The 22,838-nt window shown below is 45.4% G+C and carries 22 protein-coding genes, 1 pseudogene, 1 riboswitch and 1 other annotated feature; of the genes and pseudogenes, 4 read left to right on the top strand and 19 right to left on the bottom strand.

Translation table 11 applies throughout. From position 1 onward, the window contains the following. Both rpsI and rplM read right to left on the bottom strand, forming a co-directional pair. Window positions 1-391 (bottom strand): 30S ribosomal protein S9 (rpsI, locus tag ACLROL_RS04950; protein WP_087201957.1); only part of this gene is annotated, 391 nt, incomplete at its 3' end. Between the two features lie 26 nt (window positions 392-417). Further along, entirely contained in the window at window positions 418-846 is a 429-nt protein-coding gene (gene rplM / locus ACLROL_RS04945) for a 50S ribosomal protein L13 (RefSeq protein WP_087210333.1), read from the bottom strand. Between the two features lie 293 nt (window positions 847-1,139). Here rplM and ACLROL_RS04940 point away from each other — a divergent pair. Both ACLROL_RS04940 and ACLROL_RS04935 read left to right on the top strand, forming a co-directional pair. Continuing rightward, window positions 1,140-2,438: pseudogene (locus tag ACLROL_RS04940) on the top strand (alpha-amylase family glycosyl hydrolase); the annotation flags it as partial. After that, a complete protein-coding gene (locus tag ACLROL_RS04935; RefSeq protein ID WP_318256986.1) occupies window positions 2,412-3,158 on the top strand; it encodes a Maf family protein in 747 nt (248 codons plus the stop codon). The pseudogene ACLROL_RS04940 and the gene ACLROL_RS04935, both read left to right, overlap by 27 nt. Before the next feature lie 154 nt (window positions 3,159-3,312). Here ACLROL_RS04935 and treC read toward each other — a convergent pair whose 3' ends face one another. After that, entirely contained in the window at window positions 3,313-4,983 is a 1,671-nt protein-coding gene (gene treC, locus ACLROL_RS04930; RefSeq protein ID WP_413067426.1) for an alpha,alpha-phosphotrehalase, read from the bottom strand. A 26-nt stretch (window positions 4,984-5,009) separates the two neighbouring features. Beyond that, window positions 5,010-6,971, bottom strand: a complete 1,962-nt coding sequence (gene treP / locus ACLROL_RS04925) for a PTS system trehalose-specific EIIBC component (RefSeq protein ID WP_413067425.1) — start codon at window positions 6,969-6,971, stop codon at window positions 5,010-5,012. A gap of 165 nt (window positions 6,972-7,136) precedes the next feature. Here treP and treR point away from each other — a divergent pair, with 165 nt between their 5' ends. Further along, window positions 7,137-7,862, top strand: coding sequence for a trehalose operon repressor (treR, locus tag ACLROL_RS04920; protein WP_087201965.1), 726 nt, complete (start codon window positions 7,137-7,139; stop codon window positions 7,860-7,862). 29 nt (window positions 7,863-7,891) lie between these two features. Here treR and ACLROL_RS04915 read toward each other — a convergent pair whose 3' ends face one another. The 6 genes from ACLROL_RS04915 to ACLROL_RS04890 form a co-directional block, all read right to left on the bottom strand. After that, window positions 7,892-9,328: a polysaccharide deacetylase gene (locus tag ACLROL_RS04915; RefSeq protein WP_158095404.1), complete on the bottom strand. Its 1,437-nt coding sequence runs from the start codon at window positions 9,326-9,328 to the stop codon at window positions 7,892-7,894. Window positions 9,329-9,513: 185 nt separating this feature from the next. Further along, window positions 9,514-10,263 carry an ABC transporter ATP-binding protein gene (locus ACLROL_RS04910; protein ID WP_087201969.1) on the bottom strand — a complete coding sequence of 250 codons (750 nt, stop codon included), beginning with the start codon at window positions 10,261-10,263 and terminating at the stop codon, window positions 9,514-9,516. An 11-nt stretch (window positions 10,264-10,274) separates the two neighbouring features. Then, a complete protein-coding gene (locus ACLROL_RS04905; protein ID WP_413067427.1) occupies window positions 10,275-11,231 on the bottom strand; it encodes an ABC transporter substrate-binding protein in 957 nt (318 codons plus the stop codon). A 63-nt stretch (window positions 11,232-11,294) separates the two neighbouring features. Beyond that, window positions 11,295-12,059 (bottom strand): ABC transporter permease, encoded by a 765-nt coding sequence (locus ACLROL_RS04900; RefSeq protein WP_087201973.1) that lies wholly within the window; start codon window positions 12,057-12,059, stop codon window positions 11,295-11,297. After that, the gene (locus tag ACLROL_RS04895; protein WP_087201975.1) at window positions 12,028-12,324 is read right to left on the bottom strand and encodes an MTH1187 family thiamine-binding protein; all 297 of its coding nucleotides are present in this window, start codon (window positions 12,322-12,324) and stop codon (window positions 12,028-12,030) included. Before ACLROL_RS04895 ends, ACLROL_RS04900 begins: the two co-directional genes overlap by 32 nt. Window positions 12,325-12,453: 129 nt before the next feature. Further along, a riboswitch (TPP riboswitch) is annotated at window positions 12,454-12,565 on the bottom strand. Window positions 12,566-12,637: 72 nt separating this feature from the next. Next, on the bottom strand, window positions 12,638-13,174 hold the full coding sequence (locus ACLROL_RS04890; RefSeq protein ID WP_087201977.1) for a CD3072 family TudS-related putative desulfidase: 537 nt from the start codon (window positions 13,172-13,174) through the stop codon (window positions 12,638-12,640). Between the two features lie 152 nt (window positions 13,175-13,326). Between ACLROL_RS04890 and ACLROL_RS04885 the strand changes: the two genes are divergently transcribed. Next, a complete protein-coding gene (locus ACLROL_RS04885; protein WP_087201979.1) occupies window positions 13,327-13,905 on the top strand; it encodes a CD3073 family putative ECF transporter S component in 579 nt (192 codons plus the stop codon). A gap of 105 nt (window positions 13,906-14,010) precedes the next feature. On the opposite strand, the gene ACLROL_RS04880 is transcribed toward ACLROL_RS04885, so the two are convergent. From ACLROL_RS04880 to ACLROL_RS04840, 9 genes are all read right to left on the bottom strand, one after another. Beyond that, window positions 14,011-14,520, bottom strand: coding sequence for a flavin reductase (locus ACLROL_RS04880; RefSeq protein ID WP_087201981.1), 510 nt, complete (start codon window positions 14,518-14,520; stop codon window positions 14,011-14,013). A gap of 32 nt (window positions 14,521-14,552) precedes the next feature. Beyond that, window positions 14,553-15,056 (bottom strand): transcription repressor NadR, encoded by a 504-nt coding sequence (locus ACLROL_RS04875; RefSeq protein WP_087201983.1) that lies wholly within the window; start codon window positions 15,054-15,056, stop codon window positions 14,553-14,555. 38 nt (window positions 15,057-15,094) lie between these two features. Beyond that, window positions 15,095-15,955 (bottom strand): carboxylating nicotinate-nucleotide diphosphorylase, encoded by an 861-nt coding sequence (nadC, locus tag ACLROL_RS04870; RefSeq protein ID WP_087201985.1) that lies wholly within the window; start codon window positions 15,953-15,955, stop codon window positions 15,095-15,097. Further along, window positions 15,952-17,259: an L-aspartate oxidase gene (locus ACLROL_RS04865; protein ID WP_087201987.1), complete on the bottom strand. Its 1,308-nt coding sequence runs from the start codon at window positions 17,257-17,259 to the stop codon at window positions 15,952-15,954. Before ACLROL_RS04865 ends, nadC begins: the two co-directional genes overlap by 4 nt. 15 nt (window positions 17,260-17,274) lie before the next feature. Beyond that, window positions 17,275-18,183, bottom strand: a complete 909-nt coding sequence (nadA, locus tag ACLROL_RS04860; RefSeq protein WP_087201989.1) for a quinolinate synthase NadA — start codon at window positions 18,181-18,183, stop codon at window positions 17,275-17,277. Window positions 18,184-18,388: 205 nt separating this feature from the next. Then, window positions 18,389-19,144: a ZIP family metal transporter gene (locus ACLROL_RS04855; RefSeq protein ID WP_087201991.1), complete on the bottom strand. Its 756-nt coding sequence runs from the start codon at window positions 19,142-19,144 to the stop codon at window positions 18,389-18,391. Window position 19,145: 1 nt separating this feature from the next. Further along, window positions 19,146-20,366 (bottom strand): tyrosine--tRNA ligase, encoded by a 1,221-nt coding sequence (gene tyrS / locus ACLROL_RS04850; protein ID WP_087202086.1) that lies wholly within the window; start codon window positions 20,364-20,366, stop codon window positions 19,146-19,148. Window positions 20,367-20,388: 22 nt separating this feature from the next. Continuing rightward, on the bottom strand, window positions 20,389-21,393 hold the full coding sequence (locus tag ACLROL_RS04845; protein WP_158095405.1) for an NUDIX domain-containing protein: 1,005 nt from the start codon (window positions 21,391-21,393) through the stop codon (window positions 20,389-20,391). 241 nt (window positions 21,394-21,634) lie between these two features. Continuing rightward, window positions 21,635-21,888: a binding site (T-box leader), on the bottom strand. Between the two features lie 81 nt (window positions 21,889-21,969). Beyond that, entirely contained in the window at window positions 21,970-22,800 is an 831-nt protein-coding gene (locus tag ACLROL_RS04840) for a MurR/RpiR family transcriptional regulator (RefSeq protein ID WP_413067424.1), read from the bottom strand. Window positions 22,801-22,838: the final 38 nt, after the last annotated feature.

Raw genomic sequence — 22,838 nt, 5'->3', positions numbered from 1 at the left:
AGCGCTTGCTGAACTGCGGAGCGCGACGGGCAGCCTTGAGGCCGTATTTCTTACGTTCTTTCATACGTGGATCACGTGTTAAGAATCCGTTTGCTTTGAGAACCGGTCTGTAATCAGCATCTGCTTCAAGCAGTGCTCTGGAGATTCCGTGACGGATTGCTCCAGCCTGTCCTGTGTATCCGCCGCCGTGTACATTTACAAGTACATCGAATTTGTCTGTTGTCTCTGTTGCTACGAGCGGCTGACGAACTACTACTTTCAATGTTTCAAGTCCGAAGTATTCGTCGATATCTCTTTTATTTATTGTAATTTTACCTGTTCCCGGTACTAAGTATACTCTTGCGATAGATTTTTTTCTTCTTCCTGTTCCGTAGAATTTTGCACTAGCCACTGTAATTTCCTCCTCTCAACCTTTCCTTAAAATGTTAATACTTCCGGTTTCTGAGCTGCATGAGCGTGTTCTGCACCTGCATAAACGTGAAGTTTCTTAATCATTGCTCTTCCTAAAGGTCCTTTCGGAAGCATTCCTTTCACAGCAAGTTCAATCACTTTTTCCGGCTTTTTAGCCATCATTTCTTTTAATGTTGTTTCTTTCATACCACCAACATATTCGGAGTGATTGTAGTAGATCTTCTGATCCATTTTCTTCCCTGTTACTTTTACTTTTTCAGCGTTGATCACGATCACGTAATCACCTGTATCAACGTGCGGTGTAAATTCCGGTTTATTTTTTCCTCTTAATACGTTTGCAATTCCAGAGCAAAGACGGCCTAATGTCTGTCCTTCTGCATCAACTACATACCATTTTCTTTCAATCTTATCTGGATTAGCCATGTAAGTTTTCATTGGTTGACCTCCTGTTTACAATCTTCTACATTAAATAATGAACTTTATTATAATTATGGAAATCAGTCCGCTCCGGGGCTATGGTGCAAACTGTTTTCTTCTCATGTCATACTGTTTTAGTATACGCTTTTGGTCTTTGTCTGTCAACCGTTTTTTATAAAGTTTTTTGCCTTTTTTTGCCGAATTTTTTCTGTTTTTTAGCCATCGGTTCTATATTGAATCTCTGATTGTTACGTGATAAACTATGAATGTTCTGACAATAATAATTGTACGTATAGAAAGGGGATATTTTCATGTGGGCTTACAATGGAATTTTTTATCAGATATATCCGATCGGCTTTTGCGGTGCTCCTGTTCACAATGACGGACAGACGGTTCCTAGAATCCGAAAAATCATCGATTGGGCGGATTACATCCAGAGTCTTGGTGTCGACTCCATCCTTCTGAATCCGATCTTCGAATCCGACAATCATGGATACGACACAAGAGATTTCCTGAAAATCGACTGCCGTCTCGGTACCAATGCGGATTTTGCAGATGTATGCCGCGAGCTTCACAGCCGAGGTGTGCGTGTCGTCCTGGACGGCGTGTTCAACCATGTCGGGAGAGGATTCTGGGCATTTCGCGATGTCCAGGAAAAGAAGTGGGACTCTGCTTACAAAGACTGGTTTCACATCAATTTTGACGGCAACAGCGGATACAATGACGGCTTCTGGTACGAAGGCTGGGAAGGACACTTTGAGCTAGTGAAACTGAATCTTCAGAACCCTCATGTAGTGGACTATCTTCTGAACTGCGTCCGGACATGGATCCAGGAATTTGATATTGATGGACTGCGTCTTGATGTGGCATACAGTCTGGATCACAATTTTATGCGGAAGCTTCGCAGTTTCTGCACGTCTCTGAAACCGGATTTTGTTTTGATCGGAGAAGTCCTTTTCGGGGACTACAATCTGATCGTCAACGACGGCATGCTCCACAGCTGCACAAATTACGAGTGCTACAAAGGTCTTTTTTCCAGCTTTAACGATATGAACTTATTTGAGATCGCACACTCCCTGAACCGTCAGTTCGGACCGGAACAGTGGTGCATCTACCGCGGTAAACATCTCATGACTTTTGTGGATAATCACGATGTCACACGGATCGCCAGCATCTTGAAGTGCCGTGAACACCTTCGTCCGGTTTATGGTACACTCCTTACCATGCCTGGTATACCTTGCATTTATTATGGAAGCGAATGGGGCGAAGAGGGGATCAAGGCGCCTGATAATGACTACGCACTTCGGCCGTGTTTTGAGGCTCCGAAACCAAATGAACTGACAGCGTACATCCGTCAGCTGATCGCTTTTCGGCAAAAGAGTGATGCCCTGTGCAATGGCACATACCGCAATGTCCTGATCATGAACCGTCAGCTGATCTTTGAGCGCAAGACAGACAAAGAACGGATCTTTGTGGCTGTCAATGCGGACAGTACGGACTATCAGGCAAATCACGGGGAACTTCAAGGGGAAGTCAAGGATCTCATTTCGGGAGAGGTGTTTTCCATGAACGGACAGCTTTCCATGCCTCCATACAGCGTCCGGATCCTCGTATTTGATCACAGAAACCACCCAGAGTACGAAGAAGACAGGAACGTATCCGTCCAGTTATCTGAGAATTCCATTTCGGAAGACAGATCTTTTGATGAAAAGGAAGTGCTTTTGCTCCCATCCTTTTCTGATCTGACTTGCATCCTTGCTTCTGCTTCTCCGAGAAGAACGGAGCTTTTATCCCAGGCAGGCATCGTTCACACCGTCATTCCGTCATCCTGTGAAGAACATGCCAATTCCTGTATTCCGGAAGAGGTTGTGAAAGAACTTGCCTCACAGAAGGCTGATGATGTCTTCCACACTTACCGCAAAACACATCCAGACGATGATGTGCTTGTCATCGGCGCAGATACGGTAGTTGCGTTTGACGGACAGATCTTAGGAAAACCTTCCGGAAAGGAAGATGCGTACCGCATGATTTCTTCCTTGCAAGGTCATACCCACCAGGTGTACACCGGAGTTTGTCTGATTCTTTCCTGCGGTTTAGAGAAACGTACCGAGACATTTAGTGTGAAAAGCGATGTAGAAGTGTATCCGATGACAGAACAGGAAATCCAGGCTTATCTTTCTACCGATGAGCCATACGATAAGGCTGGTTCTTACGCAGTCCAAGGGCATTTTGCAGTCCATGTCAAAGGTATCCGGGGCGATTACAACAACATCGTCGGTCTTCCGATTGCAGAAATCTATCAGAAATTGAAAAACTGGATCCAATTTTAACGCCAACACCCCGGTTGGAAAATCAGTAATGCAGAACACTGATCTCAACCGGGGTGTTTTCTATTCCTTCTCATCCCATACTCTCTTATTTTCTTCTATCGCAGTTTCGGGAATCCTCCTGCGGGCACTTCTTCCGACACCGAAAAACTCTGTCCTACTGTTTATACCAGATCATCGATTCATATGGCTTTAAGTTCCATTCCCCATTTTCCGGAGCCGAGTGGTTGTCATAGTTTCCGAGAATGCATTCGTATCCTGTCAGGTCAATATCCGTCTTCCACTGCGTCTCTTTGCCGTAAAAATTATTTACTACCAGCATATGTTCGTCTTTGTATGCTCTTTCATATGCAAAGATGGACGGATGTTCTTCTGCCAGCGGAACGATACTTCCATATGCCACAACATCCAGATCTTTTCTGATCCTGATCAATTGCTTATAATAATGGAAAATGGAATCCTCATCCTCCAGCTGCTGTGCTGCATTGATGGACACATAGTTCGGATTTACAGATATCCATGGCTCAGCTTCTGATCCACCAGCTACAAATCCCGCATGTTTTGTCTCATCCCACTGCATCGGCGTACGGCTGTTGTCTCTGGAATGGATTTGAAGGATCCGATATGCATCGGACTCGGTAAGTCCTTTCTCCTGAAGGATCCGGAAATGGTTTAAGCTTTCCACATCACGATACTGAGAAATATCCGTAAATCCTGCATTGGTCATACCGATCTCCTCTCCCTGATAAATGTACGGCGTTCCCCTCAACATGTGGATGATCGTTGCCAGCATCTTAGCAGATTCTTTCCAGTATGTGCCTTCGTTTCCGAATCTGGAGACGACTCTCGGCTGGTCGTGATTGCACCAGAAAACCGCATTCCACGCATGATGTTCCGCCATTTTCGTCTGCCATTCAAAAAGAATCCGTTTGAGTTTCTGGAAATCTGCAGGTACAAGTACCCATTTTTCATTCCCCATGAAGTCCACTTTCAGATGGTGGAAACTAAATACCATGGACAGCTCCTTCGTATCTTCTCCTGCGTACTGATAACAGTTATCAATGGATGTGCTGGACATTTCTCCAACTGTCACGATCTCTGTGTCATTTCCGAACGTCATTTCGTGAAGCTCTTTTAAATATTTATGGATATTCGGCCCGTCGGTATAAAATCTTCTTCCGTCCCCTTCGTGATCATCTTCAAACCGCTCTTTGCTGATCAGATTGACCACGTCAAACCGAAAACCTTTAACCCCTTTTTCCATCCAGAATCTGACTACTTTCTGTACTTCTTTTCTCACATTTTCATTATCCCAGTTCAGATCCGGCTGGGATACATCAAAAAGATGCAGATAGTATTCATCAAATTTTTCTACATACTCCCAGGCATTTCCTCCGAATTTACTTTCCCAGTTGGTAGGTGGTTCCCCGTTTTCTTTCCCTTTCCGGAAGAAAAAGAAGTCCTTGTAATACGGATCACCCTCAAGTGCCTTCCGAAACCAGATATGATGGCTGGATACATGGTTGAAAACCATGTCAAACATAAGTCTGATTCCTCTTTTATCTGCTTCCCGGATCAGTTCTTCCACATCCTCCATCGTGCCGTAACGCGGATCTATATTATAATAATCCTCCACGTCGTATCCATTGTCATTTTGAGGGGATACGAAGAACGGCGTCATCCAGATATAATCTACGCCCAATTCTTTGATGTAATCAAGCTTCCCGATGATTCCTCTCAGATCGCCGAGTCCATCGCCGTTGCTGTCGTAAAATGATTTCGGGTAAATCTGATACACCGTACTTTTTCTGAAATCTGCAGTTTTCATCTCGTTCTTCCTTTCTTTGTTATGTCCTATTCAAATGAGATGACGGTAGTTTTCGCAGCCTCCGCCGTCATACCTGCTTTCATTTTAATATTCTTGGCACTTCCTTCCCCGGTAACAATGAGCATTGTCGTTGTCGGGTGTCCTGCTGCCCGTATCTTTTCCGGATCAAAACGGATCAGCGGAGTGCCTGCTGATACTTTATCTCCCTGGGATACGAGAAGCTCAAAACCATCTCCTCCCATATCTACGGTATCAATGCCGACATGGATCAATAGTTCCATGCCATTTCCCAGTGTCAGTCCACAGGCGTGTCCTGTATCTGCCATAACGATAGCCACTTCTGCGTCAGATGGCGCCACTACAGTTGTGTCGGTCGGTTCGATGGCAACACCATCGCCCATGATCTTTTGTGAAAATACATTGTCATCTACTTCCTCGATCGGAATCACTTTTCCGCTTAAAATCGCTTTGACTCCCTTTTCCGTTTCAGTATTTTCTGTCTCTATCTGTTCTGTTTCAATTTTTTCTGCTTTGACTTCTGTTTTGCTTTCTGATTTCGCAGTGCCTCGCTCCTTTGCGGAAAGTTTCCTGCTTCCCACGATAAAGGTAAGTGTGAATGGCACTACAATGGCAACTGCCATCGCGATCAAAAACTGTACATAAAACTCCGGTTTGATGGAAATAATACCCGGAAGTCCCCCTACACCGATGCTGAGAGCCATAACACCGGATCCAACGGAGATCATAGCCGCGATCGCAGATCCGGTCATTCCGCAGATGAGCGGAAATACATATTTCAGATTGACACCAAAAAGAGCCGGTTCTGTTACTCCAAGGTAACAAGAGATACATGCTGGTATATTGACCTGCTGTGCTCTTTCATTTTTCTTCTGAAGAATGGACATGGCAAGAACACTGGATCCCTGGGCAATGTTGGAAAGTGCGATCATCGGCCAAAGAATGGTGCCGTCGTAAGTATTTACAAGCTGCGTATCGATGGCATTTGTCATATGATGCAGACCTGTCATAACAACCGGCGCATATAAAAGTCCGAAGACTCCTGCGAACAGCCATCCAAAATCAGACATGAGTCCGCCGTAAACAACACTTGCAATGGCATCGCCGATCTTCCATCCGATCGGTCCTACTACGGTGTGTGCGATAATAACCGCCGGAACAAGGGAACAAAAAGGTACAACGATCATACTGACAACTTCAGGACAATGCTTTTTAAAGAATTTTTCCAGATAGACGAGGACGAATCCTGCCATCATAGCTGCGATGACCTGTCCCTGGTATCCGATCATATCTACCTGCGCAAAGCCAAAATCCCATACCGGAATCTCTGATGCAGGTGTATCTGCCACACTAAACCCGTTGAGGAGCTGCGGAGATACAAGAGTAAGCCCAAGAATAATTCCGAGGATCTGGGTCGTTCCCATCTTCTTTGTGATGGACCATACGATACCTACCGGCAGCAGATGAAATACCGCTTCGCCGATGAGCCACAGGAAATCATATGTCCCCTGCCAGAAAGGATACAAATCCGCAAGACTTTGTTTGCCATTGTTAAAAAAATTGATCTCTCCTATCACGTTCCTAAATCCCAGGATCAAACCTCCGCAGATCAGGGCCGGGATGAGCGGTGCGAAAATCTCGCCAAGCGCACCCATAATTTTCTGTGCAAGATTCTGATTGGTCTTTGCCGCTGCCTTTGCAGCATCTTTGCTTACTCCTTCAATACCTGCATAGGAAGTAAACTCGTTGTAAGAGACAGATACGTCATTCCCAATGATGACCTGATACTGTCCTGCCTGTGTAAATGTCCCTTTCACAGACGGGATCTCCTCGATCGCTTTCTCATCCGCTTTCTTTGGATCAACAAGTACGAAGCGCATTCTCGTCATACAGTGTGATACAGCCTGAATATTTTCTTTTCCGCCGATCAGTGTAAGAAGCTGCTTCACGTCATTTTCGTATTTCGCCATTCTTCTCTCTCCTTTACTCTTTCTTTTTCCGAACTTGTTTGAACAACTTAAATATACCATGCTTGTTTAAACATGTCAAGAAGCTGTGTGAAAATACTTGCTTTCTTTTTTTTTACTCTTTATAATATAAAGAAAAGATGTTTAAACAAGAAGGAGTGGATAGAAATGCCAAAAGCAAAGTACGACTGTATATACAAAGATTTAAAGCGGAAAATAGAAGACGAAACTTTCTCATATCAGGCTCTGCTCCCATCTGAACATATGCTCGTAAAGGAATACAACTGTTCCCGCAACACCATCCGCCGCGCCCTTTCCGAACTCACTGCGGATGGCTATGTAAAGCCCATGCACGGCAAAGGTGTGCGGAATATCTTTCAGCCTATCGAGCAGACAGCATTTACCGTGGGCGGAATCGAATCCTTCCACGAATCCGCCCTTCGGAACAAAAAGAAACCCTTTACAAAAGTACTGCAGTTTTCCGAGCTGACAGCCGATGCCAATATCGCACGTAAAACCGGATTTCCAGAGGGAACGCTTCTTTATTACATTCAGAGGCTTCGTTACCTGGACGATATCCCTCTGATCCTCGACCATAACTATTTCCGTACGGAACTTACAAATGGATTAACACCGGAGATTGCTGCCTCTTCCATCTATGCTTATTTGGAAAATGATCTGCACCTTACTATTTCCACAAGTAAGCGCTCAATAACTGTTGAGAAGATGACCCAGGTAGACGAAAAATATCTGGATCTGAAAGATTACAACTGTCTGGCCGTCGTCACAAGCCAGACATACGATGATAACGGGATCCTGTTTGAATACACACAGTCCCGGCATCGTCCGGACTATTTTCGCTTCCTGGATGTTGCGGCACGCAAAAAAGGATAGGAGATTTTTCTGATCTCCTATCCGGTAACTTAATTATTTACATGATGATGAGGGGCGTAGGAATCTACAGTCAGAGCTTTAAATACATATCCCTGTGCCCTGTAATGCTCGATGATTTTTGGGAGTGCTTTTACAGTCGTATCTTTTGCATCCGTATCGTGCATCAGAATATTAATGTGCTTGCCCTTACCCGATGTGGCATTGGCTACGAGCTTTTCCACCGGAACATGATTGCCGCTCGCATCTGTAGAGTCACAGTTCCAGTCAAAATACTGATATCCTTGTTCCTGGACCTTCTTTGTGATCTCCGTCATGATCCCTTTTGTGTAATGAGCGCTGATAGTGTTGCTGGAGCCTCCCGGGAATCGGATCAGCTTTGATTTCTCTCCGGTCAAACTTTCTACCATATCGGAAATCTTCTGAAGATCTGAAAAGTATGCATCCAAAGAAGAGTACACAGACGCGTAGTCGTGAGTGTATGTATGAAGTCCGATGGCATGTCCTTTCTTGTGCGCTTTCGTGATCAGATCATTTTTCTTTTTGTTGTTTCCTGTCACAAAGAACGTCGCCTTGGCATTGTATTCATCAAGAATATCAATTATCTTTTCTGTATTGTCTGAAGGGCCGTCGTCAAATGTCAGATACACAATCTTTTGATTGAATTCTTTATTTTCCTTTACAACTATCTTACGTTTGATCTCGTTTACATTTCCGGACCGGTCCTTTGCTTTGTAGACTGCCTCATATGTGCCGGGTGTGTTGAAATCTACTGCCGTCTGGTCAACACTCAGTGAAGGATTCGGATCCATATCGTCCTTGACCGTGACGTCTTTCTGAAGATCCAATATCTTTCCCTGCAGGATTTCCACGTCTTCGATGCCCTGTATTTCCGGTTTTGTTTCATCTTTTTTACGGATCAGCTTTGTCTCCTTGACCGTCTGGTTACCGCTTGCATCTTCTGCAACAATGGAAACCGTATACTCCTTTGCCTCCTGAAAATCCGGCTCTTCCTTAAATCGCACTTTTACCTCGGAGAAATCCTTCACTTCCTTTACGAACAGCTCCGGCTTGATCTCTTCTGCCATATCTGTCGTGTAAGGCTGAAGCTCCAGGGATGGCGGTGTTGTATCCTGTACTTTGACAATCGCCTTTTTCTCCTGTCCCCGGAATTTGTAAGTGATCGGATATTCTCCTTCTTTCGACAAATCGGCGTCTGTCTGTATCTCTACCTGAGATTTTTTCCCTCCAAATACAAACCGGACATTTTTTGTCGGATCAAATTCTTCATTCAGTTCTGCCTTGACCACATCGCTTTTCAAAAACAGGGGATGTGTGTAAAGGTAGATCACACCTCCGAGAATCAGAGAGAGAAGCAAAGCAAAACTTCCAAGAAGGATCCTTCTTTGTCTTCTGCGCCTTTTTCTCCGTATTGCCTGCCTTCTTCTCTGTCTTTCACGCTCTTCCATAAGATTTTCCCACATCTCTTTCGTATATATCTAATAACTTTTCCCTTGTGTCCCTATGAGAATATCATCAGACAATACCACGGTCAAGGCCACTTTGTCGAATTTTATCATTATTTGTATTTTATTCAATGAATCTTAAAATTTTTAAATATTGCTTAATAGACTGTAAAACCCAGAAGCTTTTTCTACGCTTCCGGGTTCCCGATTTTTTCAAGTATTCGCTTTTTATACTCCAGGAATTCTCCTGTGAGATTAAAGTCTTTCCGCCTTGGTTTCGGCTCTGTAATGCGGATCTCATCAACGATGCGTCCAGGTTTTCCTCCAAGAATATAGATCCGATCTGACAAAAGCACGGCCTCATCGATATCGTGAGTGATAAAGATGGTAGAAAGGTGGATCTGCTCCATAACATCCAGATACCATTTGTGCATGGCTCCCTTTGTCAAAGTATCCAATGCAGAAAACGGTTCATCCAAAAGAGCCAGTTTATCTGAGAACATATACGTTCTCAGAAGGGCAGCTCTTTGCCTCATTCCACCCGAAAGCTGTGCCGGGTATTTTTTCTGCGTCCCGGAAAGCCCAAATTCCTCGAAATATGGCTGCACTTTTTTTCTTGCTTCTTTCTTGTTCATTCCGGCGATCAGAAGAGGAAGCGCCACATTGTCCTCTACTGTCCGATAGGGAAGAAGAAGATCTTTCTGAAGCATATAACTTACTTTTCCCGGCTGTCCTGTGATCTCCTTGCCATCCAGAAATACTTGTCCTGCATCTGGAAGGATCAGACCGGAAATAACGTTGAAAAGCGTCGTTTTTCCTCCGCCGCTTACTCCCAGAAGGCTTACCAGTTCCCTGTCATGTATCTCTATGGACACATCTTCTATGATCTTTTTTCCGTCAAAAGATTTTGATACATTTGATACGATTAATTCTGCCATCTGTTTTCTCGCTATTTTGGAAGATACTCATTGCTGAATCCTGTATTTTCCGGGATTTCAGTCTCAGTAAGACCGTTTTCATTCAGCCAGTTATAGAAGGAATTCCATCTCTCCGGATCGATATATCCCCAGCTGTCTGCATCTGCGATATACTGATCTTTCAGGTATTCCTGGCTTGCAAGGACAAGATCTTTATCCAGCTCCGGAGATGCTTCACAGAGAATGTCGGCTGCCTCTTTTGGATCCTCTATAGCATCCTCATATCCTTTCTTAACCGCATTCAAAAACTTCTTCGCTGTCTCCGGCTCGTCTTTCAGGAAGTCATTGTTTGCAATAATAACCGGTGTATAGTAATCAAAGGCCGGGTTGATATCTTTGAATGCAAAATAATCAGTCTCAAGTCCTGCCACTTCTGTTGCAATCCCTGCCCATGCATAGAAAATCCAGATAGCATCCACGGACTTGGACTTGAGGGCGGATACCTCATCAGTAACTGTACTCGGGATCAGCTCGACTTTGCTGAAATCTCCTCCGTCCGCCTCCACGACATTTTTCATCATCGCTTTCTCGATAGGGGCATCCCATGTGGCATATTTCTTTCCTTCCAGTCCTTTTGGTCTGTCCATTCCTTCCCCTTTCCGGGAAATGATACCGGAAGTATTATGCTGGACAACCGCTGCCACAGCTGTCGTCGGGAGAGCATCCTCGCCTGTTACGCCCGGCGCCATTGTATCCTGGAAAGAAATTCCAAACTGGGCTTTTCCGGAAGCCACGAGTGCGTCTGCTCCATCCTCCGGCGGCTGTACAATCTCCACTTCCAGTCCTTCTTCGTCAAAGTAGCCTTTCTCCTGAGCCACATACAGACCAGTGTGGTTTGTATTCGGTGTCCAGTCCAGGACAAATGTTACCTTTTCTTTCTTTTCTTTTTTATCCTGACTATTGTTTTGTTCAGAGCCACAAGCTGCCATGGAGAATACCATGCAGCCAGCCAGCACCATTGCAAGTATTTTCTTTTTCATATTTATTTCTCCTTACTTTTTCTGTTCCCAGGACATACAGCGCTTCTGGAGCATATCCACAAGTTTCATGAGAATCAGGCTGATGGCGGAGATCAAAAAGATCACAGCGAACATTTTGTCAAATGAAAACGCCTTCTTTACCCTTGTCATATAAACTCCAAGACCATTGAACCCTCCAAGCCACTCCGAGATGACCGCGCCAACTACCGCGTAAGACGCAGAAATCCGAAGGCTGGAAAAAAACTGTCCCATCGCTCCTGGAAGCTTTATGTACCGGAAAATCTGGAGTCTTCCGGCCCCCATAGACCGCAAAAGATTCATCATATCTCTGTCCGCAGAGCGGAATCCCGTGAGAAGTCCTACTGTGATCGGGAAAAATGTGACGATGACGATCAGAATAACTTTCGGAAGCATTTCGTATCCGAACCAAAGTACGAGAAGCGGCGCGATCGCTACCGTCGGTACTGTCTGCGTCACGACGATCAGCGGATACAGTGCTTTATAAAGCCGGTCAAACCGGTCCATGATCACGGCCATCAAGAAACCAAGCGCCACCCCGCATCCGAGTCCGATAAACGCTTCCATAAGCGTCACTTTCGCATTCTCCATCAGAAGCGGGAACTCGGAGATGAACGCTTTTATCACATCTACCGGCGATGGGAGCATATATCCCGGGACTAACCCTGCCATGGAAACTCCCTGCCATGCTATCAAAATGACAAGAAGCGCTGCCAAAGACCACAATTTACTGGTGATGTTTTGTAACTTTCTTTTCAATAGACAGCACGTCTCCTTCCGGTCTGTAGCTTACCTTGATGTAGGCTGCCACATGAGGTGCACCCGCGCGGACCGCAATATGCTGACATTCTTTTACGATATCCATCAGCTCATCGTAATCTCCCTCGATGGTTGTCTCAAAAGGCCCAACGTAATAATTCAGCCCTGTGCTTTTGATGTAATCGATGACCTCATCTACAATACGGATCAGCTCTTCGTCGTTTGCCGCATCCGGCAATGACTGGATTGCTACACTTGCGTTCATTTTTTTCTCCTCCTTGAATCTGTTTTGCTATAGTCGAGTCTCAAAGACTTTCTATAGAATAAAAAAACCTTCCGTCGGATCTTTCCGACAGAAGGCATCATGTCCTACACAACATATCTTTTTTAAGATATGTAATCCCACTATGATTCCTACGCCGGCATTATCCGGATCAGGTCCAGGGTCTAAGGCGAATCTGTCCTTACTCTCAGCCGGATTCTCTCCAGCTCCCCTTTTCTTATCGTTTTACAGTTTACGCTTTTTTAATTTCGATGTCAAGATATTCTTTTCCTCATGATACATTTCTTTGATTTTTTTACACGAATTCCGGAAATGTTTTCATGGAATACATCGGTATGTAAAGCTCCTCTTTCTCCATCATCTCTTTCAGGACTTCCATGAAAATCCCCGATCTTTCTTTTCTTTTGAGTGTGCCGACTGCTTTTTTTACTCTGTCCATATCCTGGAACTCTCCTCCCCAGTCGCCGTCATACGTAGCGTTTATTCCGCAGCTTGGGCTTCCGTCAATCCCGACAATGCCAATGATTTCAAAGCGGTCTGGAAATGCACTGTATTCCTTCCACTGCATCACAAAAGGCTCCAGCATCTTTTCGCACTCTTTTCGGAAAAACGGAGTGTCAAACTGGCTGGATGCATGCCCCCATCTCCTGCTTCCATAGAGCAAAAATTCCGGGCACGGAAGCTGCATGATCTCCGCTCCCTGTTGGAGAAGCTTCTGCAGAAAAATGCGTTTCTCTTTTCTTTCCGCCTCCTGCTCTTCCCTGTTCTGATGGCTTAGTTTACTTGCGTCATTGAAAAAACAATGGCTTACGATCACTATCTTCTGTTTCATCTTTTTTTCCTCCGGACATAGTATACCATTTTCCCACATGGCCTTGTCATTGCTTTTTTCTATAATTTTGGTTATACATGAAAAATACTGATTTTATCTTCTTTTTTCTATCTGTTAGACTGTCTGTGTACATATACCACAAAGGAGGAACTATGAATAAACAACTTTCCAAAACAACAACACTTTTATTCTGCGCACTTTGTATCGCGCTGAACATCGTACTTGGCATTGTCATGGCGGCAATCAAGTTCCCAGTCTACCTGGACACGATCGGCACTATTTTTACAGCTGTATGCTTCGGCCCGGTATACGGTGTCTGTGTAGGCGCCCTTACCAATTTTTTGACTGCCATTATTTCAGGCTCTCTTGGAGGAATGCCGTTTATGCTTGTCAATATCGCTATCGGTCTTGTCGTAGGTCTGATCTTCCGCAAATTCCGGCTTACACTTGCCTCAGCCATTATTACCGGCATCATCATCGGCATTATCGCACCGGTCATCGGCACACCGATCGGTATCGTCGTTTACGGTGGACTTACCGGTACGGTATCTGATATCGCGGTAGCAGTGTTAAAGCAAAGCGGTATGGGCATTTTTGCCGCTTCTTTCATCCCGAAACTTTTTAACAATCTTCTGGATAAGACGCTTTCCGTTCTGATCGTCTTTTTCCTGATCAAGGCACTTCCGGCATACATGAAGCCTACCTGCCTGAAAGCAAAAGCAAGAAAATAATTTTAAACATATAAACAGGCAGTTCTGTGATGTTTCTTTAGTTAGTTTTTTCTAACCAAAACGATATCACATAAACTGCCTGCTTGTCAATTCCTGTTCTTTTTTCTACGCTTCTTTTAAAAGGATTTTTTCGATAGATCCGATGTACATCGTGTGGTAATCTCTGTCTGCATACCACTTTGCATTGTTTTCTTTCACGTCGAATCCTTCTGGATTCATATACTGATGATACTGTTTCCGACAGACAAGAATCACATCCGCTTCCTCAAAAGCTGCTGTTTTATCCACAGCCATCGGAGTAAGTCCTGCCTCTTTGATTTTATCCCGATCTCTTCCGGAAACCGTTCCGCAAAGGTTCAGCGCATCTCTGTGTGATTTGTCAAAAAACGACAAAGTAAAAAATTCGCTGTTGTCAATGAATTCCTTTGTATAACGTGTCTGACGGACATATGCTGTAGCGGAAGGCTTTCCCCAGATAACACCTACGCCGCCCCAGCTGGCGGTCATCGTGTTGAGATGTTCTTCTGTGCCTGCCGTCACAAGCATCCAATCCTTTCCGATAGCTTCAAACGGGTTTTTGTCCCATTCTTCCGGTTTGATCTCTTTAAAACTCATAAAGCCCCTTCCTTTCTGCTTTGTTCTCTTTTTTACAGGAGAAACATTTTGTCCTTCAGTTCTTTTTCGATGGCATCCAGGATTTCTTCACTGTCCGCCAGAACCGTATGGTAGTGCCTGCCGGATGTAATATTTTTCAGAGGTCCTGATCTTCCGGTTTTGATCTCATTTAGGAATTCCTGCACCTCTCTTCGGGAATGGATATCCAGTACCGCCTTCAATTCTCCGTACACTTCATGTCTGATAAACACATCTTTTATCATCCCCCCGAAATCCACGATGAGATTCAGTTCTTCTTCAATCTCTTCATCTGTATGTGATACAAAAAAGATACGCTCTGCCTTCCTGTCTTCGCGGCAGATATATCCCCGGTATGTCGATACGATATCGTACCCGGATGCCCGCAGGACCGCCATATCCTGCACGATGACCTGTCTGCTGACAGAGCACATCTGTGCAAGCTTTGTCCCGGATATAGGAGTGTCGCTTTCCTGTATCTGCCTTAATATTTCCTGCCTGCGCAATTCTCCGTCCATACATTTCATCCTTTCCACTTTGTCCTTAAACAGTTATATCACATTTCCTCCACTGCGTGAAGATTTTTCAAGGAAATATCAAGAATCGGGGCGGAGTGTGTCAATGCTCCACTGGAGATATAGTCGACACCGATCTCGGAAAGCATCTTGATCTTCTCTTTTGTCACATTGCCCGAGCACTCTGTCTGGGCTCTCCCTGCAATGAAATTTACCGCTTCTTTCATCTGATCCGGAGACATATTGTCAAGCATAATAATGTCGGCTCCTGCCTCAACCGCTTCTTTTACCATCTCAAGATTCTCCGTCTCAACCTCTATCTTGCGGACAAACGGGGCGTATTCTTTTGCCATCTCTACCGCCTTCTTTACACTTCCCGCAGCTCCGATGTGATTGTCTTTCAGAAGGATCCCGTCAGACAGATTGTATCTGTGATTGTATCCTCCTCCCGCTTTCACTGCATATTTTTCAAAAATACGCATGTTCGGCGTCGTCTTTCTTGTATCGAGAAGCTTTGTCTTCGTCCCTTTCAGCAAATCGGCTGCCTGTCTTGTGTACGTGGCGATCCCGCTCATCCTCTGAAGATAGTTCAAAGCCGTCCGCTCCCCTGATAAAAGAACACGGATATCCCCTCTTACAACTCCCATAAGCTGGCCGCTCCTTACCTTCTCTCCATCTTCTACATAAAACTCTGTCTTCGTCTCCGGATCCAGCAGGGTAAACACGCGCTCAAACACCCAGAGTCCTGCGATGATTCCGTCCTGCTTACAGATGAGTTCCACTTCTCCTTGCTTTTTTTCAGGCATTACCGCATTTGTCGTGATATCCTCACTTGTAATATCTTCCCGGAGTGCCTGCATGATCAGCTCATCGGCCTGTATTTTCATCGTGATCTCATTCATCTTGCTTTTCTCTCCTTTTCAATTTCTTCTAACACCTGCATTTTGTAAATGTGTGAAAGATCCGTCCTGTCTTTTTCCAGTTCCCGCAATGTCTCTTCTGCCAGACAGTCGACCTCACAGTCTTCTCCATCTTCTTCCGTGAATGTCGCTGCAATCTCCTGTGCTGCCCTCTTTGCAAATACAAGGCTTTCCAAAAGAGAATTGCTGGCCAGCCTGTTCGCCCCGTGAACGCCATTGCAGCTCGTCTCTCCTGCTGCGTAAAGACGCTCCATCGTCGTCTTGCTGTTCTTGTCCACGTGGATCCCGCCCATGAAATAATGCTGTGCCGGCACGACAGGAATCCAATCTTTTGTCACATCGTACCCTTCTTCGAGACATCTCTCGTAAATATGAGGGAAATGCGCCTGGATCTCATCGTTTCCAAGCATCGTCATATCCAGCCATACATACGGTTTTTGATCTTTTTCCATCTGTTTTTTGATCTCTTCAGTCAAAAGATCTCTCGGGAGCACCTCATCGGCAAACCGTTTCCCGTCTGCTCCATAAAGCTTTGCCCCTTCTCCCCTCACAGACTCAGAGATGAGGAACCTGCGGCCCGGTTTTTTCGAATACAGCGTCGTTGGGTGGATCTGTATATAATCAATATTTTCCAGCTGCACACCATGCTTCAGCGCAATGGCAAGGGCATCTCCCGTAAGATGCGGGTAATTGGTAGAATGCGTATACAATCCCCCGATTCCTCCGGTAGCCAGGATCGTGTACGGTGCTTTTAAAAAGCAGACTTCCCCATCTTTTCCTGAAGCCATGACCCCATAACAGCAATTTTCTTTTTCGACAATATCGATCATTGTCGTATATTCCAAAAGTTTTATGTTTTTCCTCTTTCTCACTTCCAAAAGAAGACGGCTTGTAATCTCCTGACCGGTAATATCTTCGTGGAAAAGGATCCTTGGTTTTGAATGGCATCCTTCTCTTGTGTAATCCAGCTCGCCATTCTTTTTCGCAAAATCAACCCCGTATCCGATCAGCTCATCGATGACTTCTCTGGAAGACCGTATCATGATATCTACGGACTCTCTTCTGTTTTCATAGTGCCCTGCCTTTAGTGTATCTTCCATAAAACTGTCATAGTCTTTTTCATCGCGCAGTACGCAGATCCCTCCCTGTGCCAGAAAGGAATCACTGTGTTCCGCACAATCTTTCGTGATCATTACGATCTTTTTGTCTTCCGGAAGATGCAAAGCCGCAAACAGACCGCTGGCCCCGGTCCCCACGATTACGATATCTGCCTGTATTGTATCCATACTCTTTTCCTCCGTTTATTTTGCAAGCTCCAGCATCCGTTCCATGGCCTTTGCCGCCTTTTTGCTTACCTCTTCCGGCACGTGTACTTCATTGCTTTCATCTCTTAAACAATCCCGGATCTTTTCAAGAGTCACTTTTTTCATATCATAGCAGCACTGTTCCGGCGTGACGAGATGGAATATCTTGTCCGGATTGTTCTTTTTCAGCTCATACAGGACGCCTGCCTCTGTTCCGATCAGAAATTCTTTCGCATCAGACTGTTCCACCGCTTTTATGATTCCGGATGTACTTCCGGCATAATCCGAGAGCGCTACTACTTCTTCCGGACATTCCGGGTGTACAAAACAAAGCGCTTCCGGATGCGCCGCTTTCGCCCATCTCACATCTTCCGGCGTGATCTTATGATGCACTGGACAATACCCGTCATTTAGAAATATCTGCTTCTCCGGCACTTGCTCAGCGACAAAACTTCCAAGGTGTCTGTCCGGTATAAAAAAGATCTCCTTGTTCGGCAGCGCCTTTACGACCTTGACTGCATTGGCTGATGTCACGCAGACATCCGAGTATGTCTTAAGCTCTGCTGTCGAATTGATGTAGCAGACTACCGCCAGATCCGGATGTGCTTCCTTCATCTCCTGTATCTTTTTCGGATCCGCCATATGTGCCATGGCACAGTCTGCCGTCGGATCCGGCAAAAGGACTTTCTTTCCCGGATTCAGGATCTTGGCGCTCTCTCCCATAAAAGAGACGCCTGCAAATACAATGATCTGGGCATCTGTTTCCTTTGCAGCCTTGCTCAGATAAAAGGAATCTCCTATGCAGTCGGCGATTTCCTGTACATCATCCGGCACATAATAGTGCGCAAGGATAACAGCCTTTTTTTCTTTTTTTAATGTCTCTATCTCTCTTTTCAAAGAATGCATTGCGGTTTCCCCCTGTTTGTTTACTCATTTACACCGCATTATACACCTGTTTCTTACATGTGACAAGACACCTGTTTATCTTTTTGCTTTATAGGAGAGTCCAGAGAACTTTTCTACACAAGAAAGAAGTTTCCTATGACATAAAACATCCCTGCCGGACGATCTTCCAGCAGGGACATTCCCTTTACGCGCTTATTTCTTTTTCTTAATGTGCATGCATGAACATCATGCCCAGCAAAATGCCAAGAACCGTGAAGAATGCCGGCATCTTCCCCCTGTAGAGGGCATTGGCTTCCGGAAGGATCTCCCCAAAATTCACGTAGAGCATGGCGCCGGATGCAAAACTCAGGCTGATCGCAAGTCCCATCTGCCCCATATCTCCGATCCAGTATCCGAGAAGACCGCCCACGATGATGGCTGCTCCGCTCAAGGCTGTGAGAAGAACTGCCTTCCCTTTTTTCATCCCTGCTGCAAGAAGAGGCGCACAGATGGCCATCCCTTCCGGTACATTGTGGATACCGATGAAGATCGCAAGTGTGAGCGCCGGACTTCCCCAAAGTGTTTCGTGGGTTACTGAAGATGCTCCGATAGTCATCCCTACCGGAATGTTATGACACGCCACGGCAAACATCATTGCCACACCTGCCATCATCATCTTCCTGCTCATCCTGTTTCTGGCCTGCTCAGCCTTCTTGTCCATCACTCTCTCCAACAGATATACCGTCAGAAAGCCGATGATCACAAATAAAGCGATTCCTTCTTTTGCCATCCCGGTCTCCAGCGCATCGTGGAACAAATCCAGACAGACGATACTGATCATCGTCCCGGAAGCAAAGCTTAAGAGAAGGCTCATAGCCTTGTCGGATCCCTTTCGCACTGTCGTACTGATGGCCGCTCCGATTCCGGTTCCTCCGATTCCGGACAATGCTGTCAACACAATAATCGTAATAAGCAGATTCATACTATTTCACCACGATCTTTCGGAAGTTCTTCTTCCCACGTTTCAATACAAAATCTTTTTCGAAATCTTCCTTAGTGTAAGATGTGTAGGTATCCGTCACTTTTTCGCCATTTACAGTCGCCCCGCCCTGCTGCACGGCACGTCTCGCCTCGGATTTGGACGGCACGAGTCCGCTCTTAAATAGAATGGTAAGAATGTCGATTTTCCCATCTGTGAAATCTTCTTCAGCAAGTTCATATGTCGGCATATCTGCCGCGTTTCCGCTTGTAAACAGTGCTCTTGCGCTGTCCTGCGCTTTTCTTGCTTCCTCTTCTCCGTGTACCAGCTTCGTAAGTTCAAATGCGAGAATCTCTTTTGCCTGATTAAGCTGGCTTCCTTCCCATTTATCCATGGCGTCGATCTCCTCCAGCGGAAGGAATGTCAGCATACGGATACATTTCAGCACGTCCGCATCTGCAATGTTTCTCCAGTACTGGTAGAATTCAAACGGAGACGTTTTCTCCGGATCAAGCCACACAGCTCCGGACTGTGTCTTTCCCATCTTCTTTCCTTCGGAATTCAGAAGGAGAGTGATCGTCATGGCACATGCGTTCTTTCCTAATTTTCGGCGGATCAGCTCGGTACCGCCAAGCATATTGGACCACTGATCGTCTCCGCCGAACTGCATGTTGCATCCGTATTTCTGGAATAACATGTAAAAATCGTAGCTCTGCATGATCATGTAGTTAAATTCAAGGAAGCTGAGTCCTTTCTCCATCCTCTGTTTGTAACACTCTGCACGGAGCATGTTATTGACGCTGAAATGCGGTCCCACTTCTCTTAAGAAATCTACATAGTTGAGATCTAAAAGCCAATCCGCATTGTTGACCATCAGAGCTTTTCCCTCAGAAAAATCAATGAATTTGCTCATTTGTTCTTTGAAACGGTCACAGTTGTGCTGGATCTGTTCCGGCGTCATCATGGAACGCATATCTGTCCGGCCGGACGGATCTCCGATATAGCCGGTTCCTCCGCCGATCAGGGCGATTGGTCTGTTTCCTGCCATCTGGAGACGTTTCATCAGGCAAAGCGCCATGAAATGCCCCACGTGAAGGCTGTCTGCGGTTGGGTCAAATCCGATGTAAAATGTAGCTTTTCCATTGTTGATCAGTTCTCTGATCTCTTCTTCGTCCGTAACCTGTGCGATCAGGCCGCGGGCTTTCAATTCTTCGTAAATCTGCATCTTTCTCTCCTCTTCTTTCTCTTTATTTTTTCTTCTGCTTTTTGTAGTTTCCTTCGACAAAACGGCCTTCCTTTTCCACTTTTTCTAAAAAGCGGCCGACTTCCCGTCTTGACTTCAGAACGATCAGCTTCGTGTCACTCAATGTTTCCATGTATCCATAGTAGTGCGCTTTGCTCCGCCTGTCAAAATTCCAGATCCTCTTAAGGAATGACGGATCGAACTTCTCCGGGCAGCCGGGATTCATGCTTTCCCTCGGTTTTCCGTAGTTTTTGATCACTCTTTTCAGAACGCTCAGAATACAAAACCACCTTTTGAAATCCAGATAGATGACCGTATCGCATTCATCCATGCGGTGTTCTACAGTCCTTGGAAAATTCCCGTCGATGATCCACTCCTCTTTCCGGATCTCTGCTTCTGCAAGCCGGTCAAACTCTTCAAAAGGCTTCCTCTTCCATCCTGCATCCCAGGAAAGCGCATCCAGATAGACGACTGGAAGGGACAGCTGTTTCCCAAGCTTGGCAGCCAATGTGGACTTTCCGCTTCCGCTGCATCCAAGAATGATGATTTTTCTGGATTCCGACACCTTGCGGATCCCAAGAAATTTTATAAGTTTTGGAGCAAGTGTACGCATACGGCGATAGATAGGCGGGGCAATCTCTCCGCATCTTCCCATCTCAAGCATCTCCCGGAATGTGACCCATCTGGCATCTGTCGTCTCTCCCTTCTGAAGAACAATTTCTTCCAGAGGAACATCCTTTTTTACTATATAAAAATCAATGAACGCGTATTCTTCTTTTTGAGAATCCAGCATAGTCAGGTCATCTTGTGCCACTTTGATGCCAGTCTCCTCAAAAAGTTCTCGGACTGCTGCCTCCCTGCTGCTCTCTCCTGCCTGCAGAGCTCCTCCCGTATTCTCCCATGTCCCCGGATACTTTACTTTATTTCGGTCCCGGAGTGTCAGAAGGATCTGATTTTTAGAATTGACGACACAGGCTACCACAACAATATGGTATTCTCCTTTTTTCACAGGCGCTGCCCTGCTCTCGGTCCTCCCAAGCGGTATTCTGTTCTCATCAAATAAATCCCAAACTTCCATCTGTTTTACCTTTAGAATGTAGAATCAAGAAAGAAGCCTGCTTTTCAGGCTTCGCCGCCTGCGGCAAGTCGCTCCAGCGACATCTTCCGCTTTGCCGCAGTTCGATCCTCGCGGAGCATTTTTTATGTCACAGGAAGGAAGTTTCCTATGACATAAAAAAGCCCCGTCCTTCATAAAGGACGAGGCAAAATCCCGTGGTACCACCTTTTTTCCCGGAACTGATCCGGCTCAGCAAAATCTCCGTCTGTCTCTCACAGATGGAAATCTCTCCGCACGGTAACGTGTGCGATCCCGTCACAGCCTACTTTCTTTTCGGTGTGAAGCTCCAAGATGTATTCACAGCAAACTTTTCGTGCACCTCTCATCAACCGGTTACTTTCTGTATGAACCTGATCTGCTGTTACTTCTTCTCTTCATTGCTTTTCATATATTTTGATGCTTATCTATGATAGTAGCGTATTCTTTTTTTATTGTCAACCCTGATTTTTTTAGAAATTCAACTCAGGCTTATACTTCCTGAACAGACTCCCGGAGGGCTTCTGCCGTATCCTGCAGAAATGCTTTTGTCATGCTCTGATCCTGATCAAGATAACAAGCATACAGGATATCCATCATAGCAAGCATTGGAAACTGCGGAGAGATCAGATCACCGTTGTCCAGATTATCAAGGCCGGGTACGAGAATGATCTCATCACAAAATTCCCGAAATTCCGGGTTGTTCCTGGCAGTGACAAGCACACACTTTGCTTTTCTTTCATGTGCTTTTCTCAAAATGTAGCGGACTTCTTTTGTCTCCCCTTTCATGCTCAGCCCGATAACCATGGAACGCTCGTCCTGAAAGACGGCACGCATTCGGATCATATCCCGCTCAATCAAGGAATTGATATTCATTCCAATGCGCATGAACCGAAGTTCTGTCTCCCTTGCCACAATACCGGAACTTCCCACCCCGCACACAAAAATCCGCTCCGCCTTTCTCATCATCCTGCTGATCCTTCGAAGTTTTGCCTCATCCGCCAGATTATATGTCTTGTTCAGCACTTCCTGGTAACAGTCCAGTACGCGGGCTGTACTTCCCTGAACCGGTTTCTTCCTTCCGTCCTGAAATGTCTCTTCGTATTGATAGATAAATTCCCGATACCCTCTGTACCCGCATTTCTTTGCAAAGCGGGAAAGCGAAGCTTCGGACACAAAAAGCCGCTCTGCCACTGCCTTGGCCGAAAAATCCACTCGCTTTTTATTTTTTATAAAAAAATCGGCTATCGTCTTTTCCATCGTTGTGAGATTCTCATAATTATACTCAATGACGGGGATGATCGATCTCGTATATTTTTCCATTTCTCCGTCTCCTTTTCTCTCTTACCAGATGCAGATAC

The organism is Sellimonas sp. (assembly GCF_047234585.1).
Taxonomy (GTDB): Bacteria; Bacillota; Clostridia; order Lachnospirales; family Lachnospiraceae; genus Sellimonas; species Sellimonas caecigallum.
The sequence above is the reverse complement of the archived record's forward strand: the minus strand, read 5'-3'. Positions and strand labels throughout refer to the sequence as shown.

Bases quoted from the DNA above. Each gene is read 5' to 3' on its own strand.
- rplM (WP_087210333.1), bottom strand. From the start codon at position 846: ATGAAAACTTACATGGCTAATCCAGATAAGATTGAAAGAAAATGGTAT.
- ACLROL_RS04935 (WP_318256986.1), top strand. From the start codon at position 2,412: ATGCCTCCATACAGCGTCCGGATCCTCGTATTTGATCACAGAAACCAC.
- treC (WP_413067426.1), bottom strand. From the start codon at position 4,983: ATGAAAACTGCAGATTTCAGAAAAAGTACGGTGTATCAGATTTACCCG.
- treP (WP_413067425.1), bottom strand. From the start codon at position 6,971: ATGGCGAAATACGAAAATGACGTGAAGCAGCTTCTTACACTGATCGGC.
- treR (WP_087201965.1), top strand. From the start codon at position 7,137: ATGCCAAAAGCAAAGTACGACTGTATATACAAAGATTTAAAGCGGAAA.
- ACLROL_RS04915 (WP_158095404.1), bottom strand. From the start codon at position 9,328: ATGGAAGAGCGTGAAAGACAGAGAAGAAGGCAGGCAATACGGAGAAAA.
- ACLROL_RS04910 (WP_087201969.1), bottom strand. From the start codon at position 10,263: ATGGCAGAATTAATCGTATCAAATGTATCAAAATCTTTTGACGGAAAA.
- ACLROL_RS04905 (WP_413067427.1), bottom strand. From the start codon at position 11,231: ATGGCAGCTTGTGGCTCTGAACAAAACAATAGTCAGGATAAAAAAGAA.
- ACLROL_RS04895 (WP_087201975.1), bottom strand. From the start codon at position 12,324: ATGAACGCAAGTGTAGCAATCCAGTCATTGCCGGATGCGGCAAACGAC.
- ACLROL_RS04890 (WP_087201977.1), bottom strand. From the start codon at position 13,174: ATGAAACAGAAGATAGTGATCGTAAGCCATTGTTTTTTCAATGACGCA.
- ACLROL_RS04885 (WP_087201979.1), top strand. From the start codon at position 13,327: ATGAATAAACAACTTTCCAAAACAACAACACTTTTATTCTGCGCACTT.
- ACLROL_RS04880 (WP_087201981.1), bottom strand. From the start codon at position 14,520: ATGAGTTTTAAAGAGATCAAACCGGAAGAATGGGACAAAAACCCGTTT.
- ACLROL_RS04875 (WP_087201983.1), bottom strand. From the start codon at position 15,056: ATGGACGGAGAATTGCGCAGGCAGGAAATATTAAGGCAGATACAGGAA.
- nadC (WP_087201985.1), bottom strand. From the start codon at position 15,955: ATGAATGAGATCACGATGAAAATACAGGCCGATGAGCTGATCATGCAG.
- ACLROL_RS04865 (WP_087201987.1), bottom strand. From the start codon at position 17,259: ATGGATACAATACAGGCAGATATCGTAATCGTGGGGACCGGGGCCAGC.
- nadA (WP_087201989.1), bottom strand. From the start codon at position 18,183: ATGCATTCTTTGAAAAGAGAGATAGAGACATTAAAAAAAGAAAAAAAG.
- ACLROL_RS04855 (WP_087201991.1), bottom strand. From the start codon at position 19,144: ATGAATCTGCTTATTACGATTATTGTGTTGACAGCATTGTCCGGAATC.
- tyrS (WP_087202086.1), bottom strand. From the start codon at position 20,366: ATGCAGATTTACGAAGAATTGAAAGCCCGCGGCCTGATCGCACAGGTT.
- ACLROL_RS04840 (WP_413067424.1), bottom strand. From the start codon at position 22,800: ATGGAAAAATATACGAGATCGATCATCCCCGTCATTGAGTATAATTAT.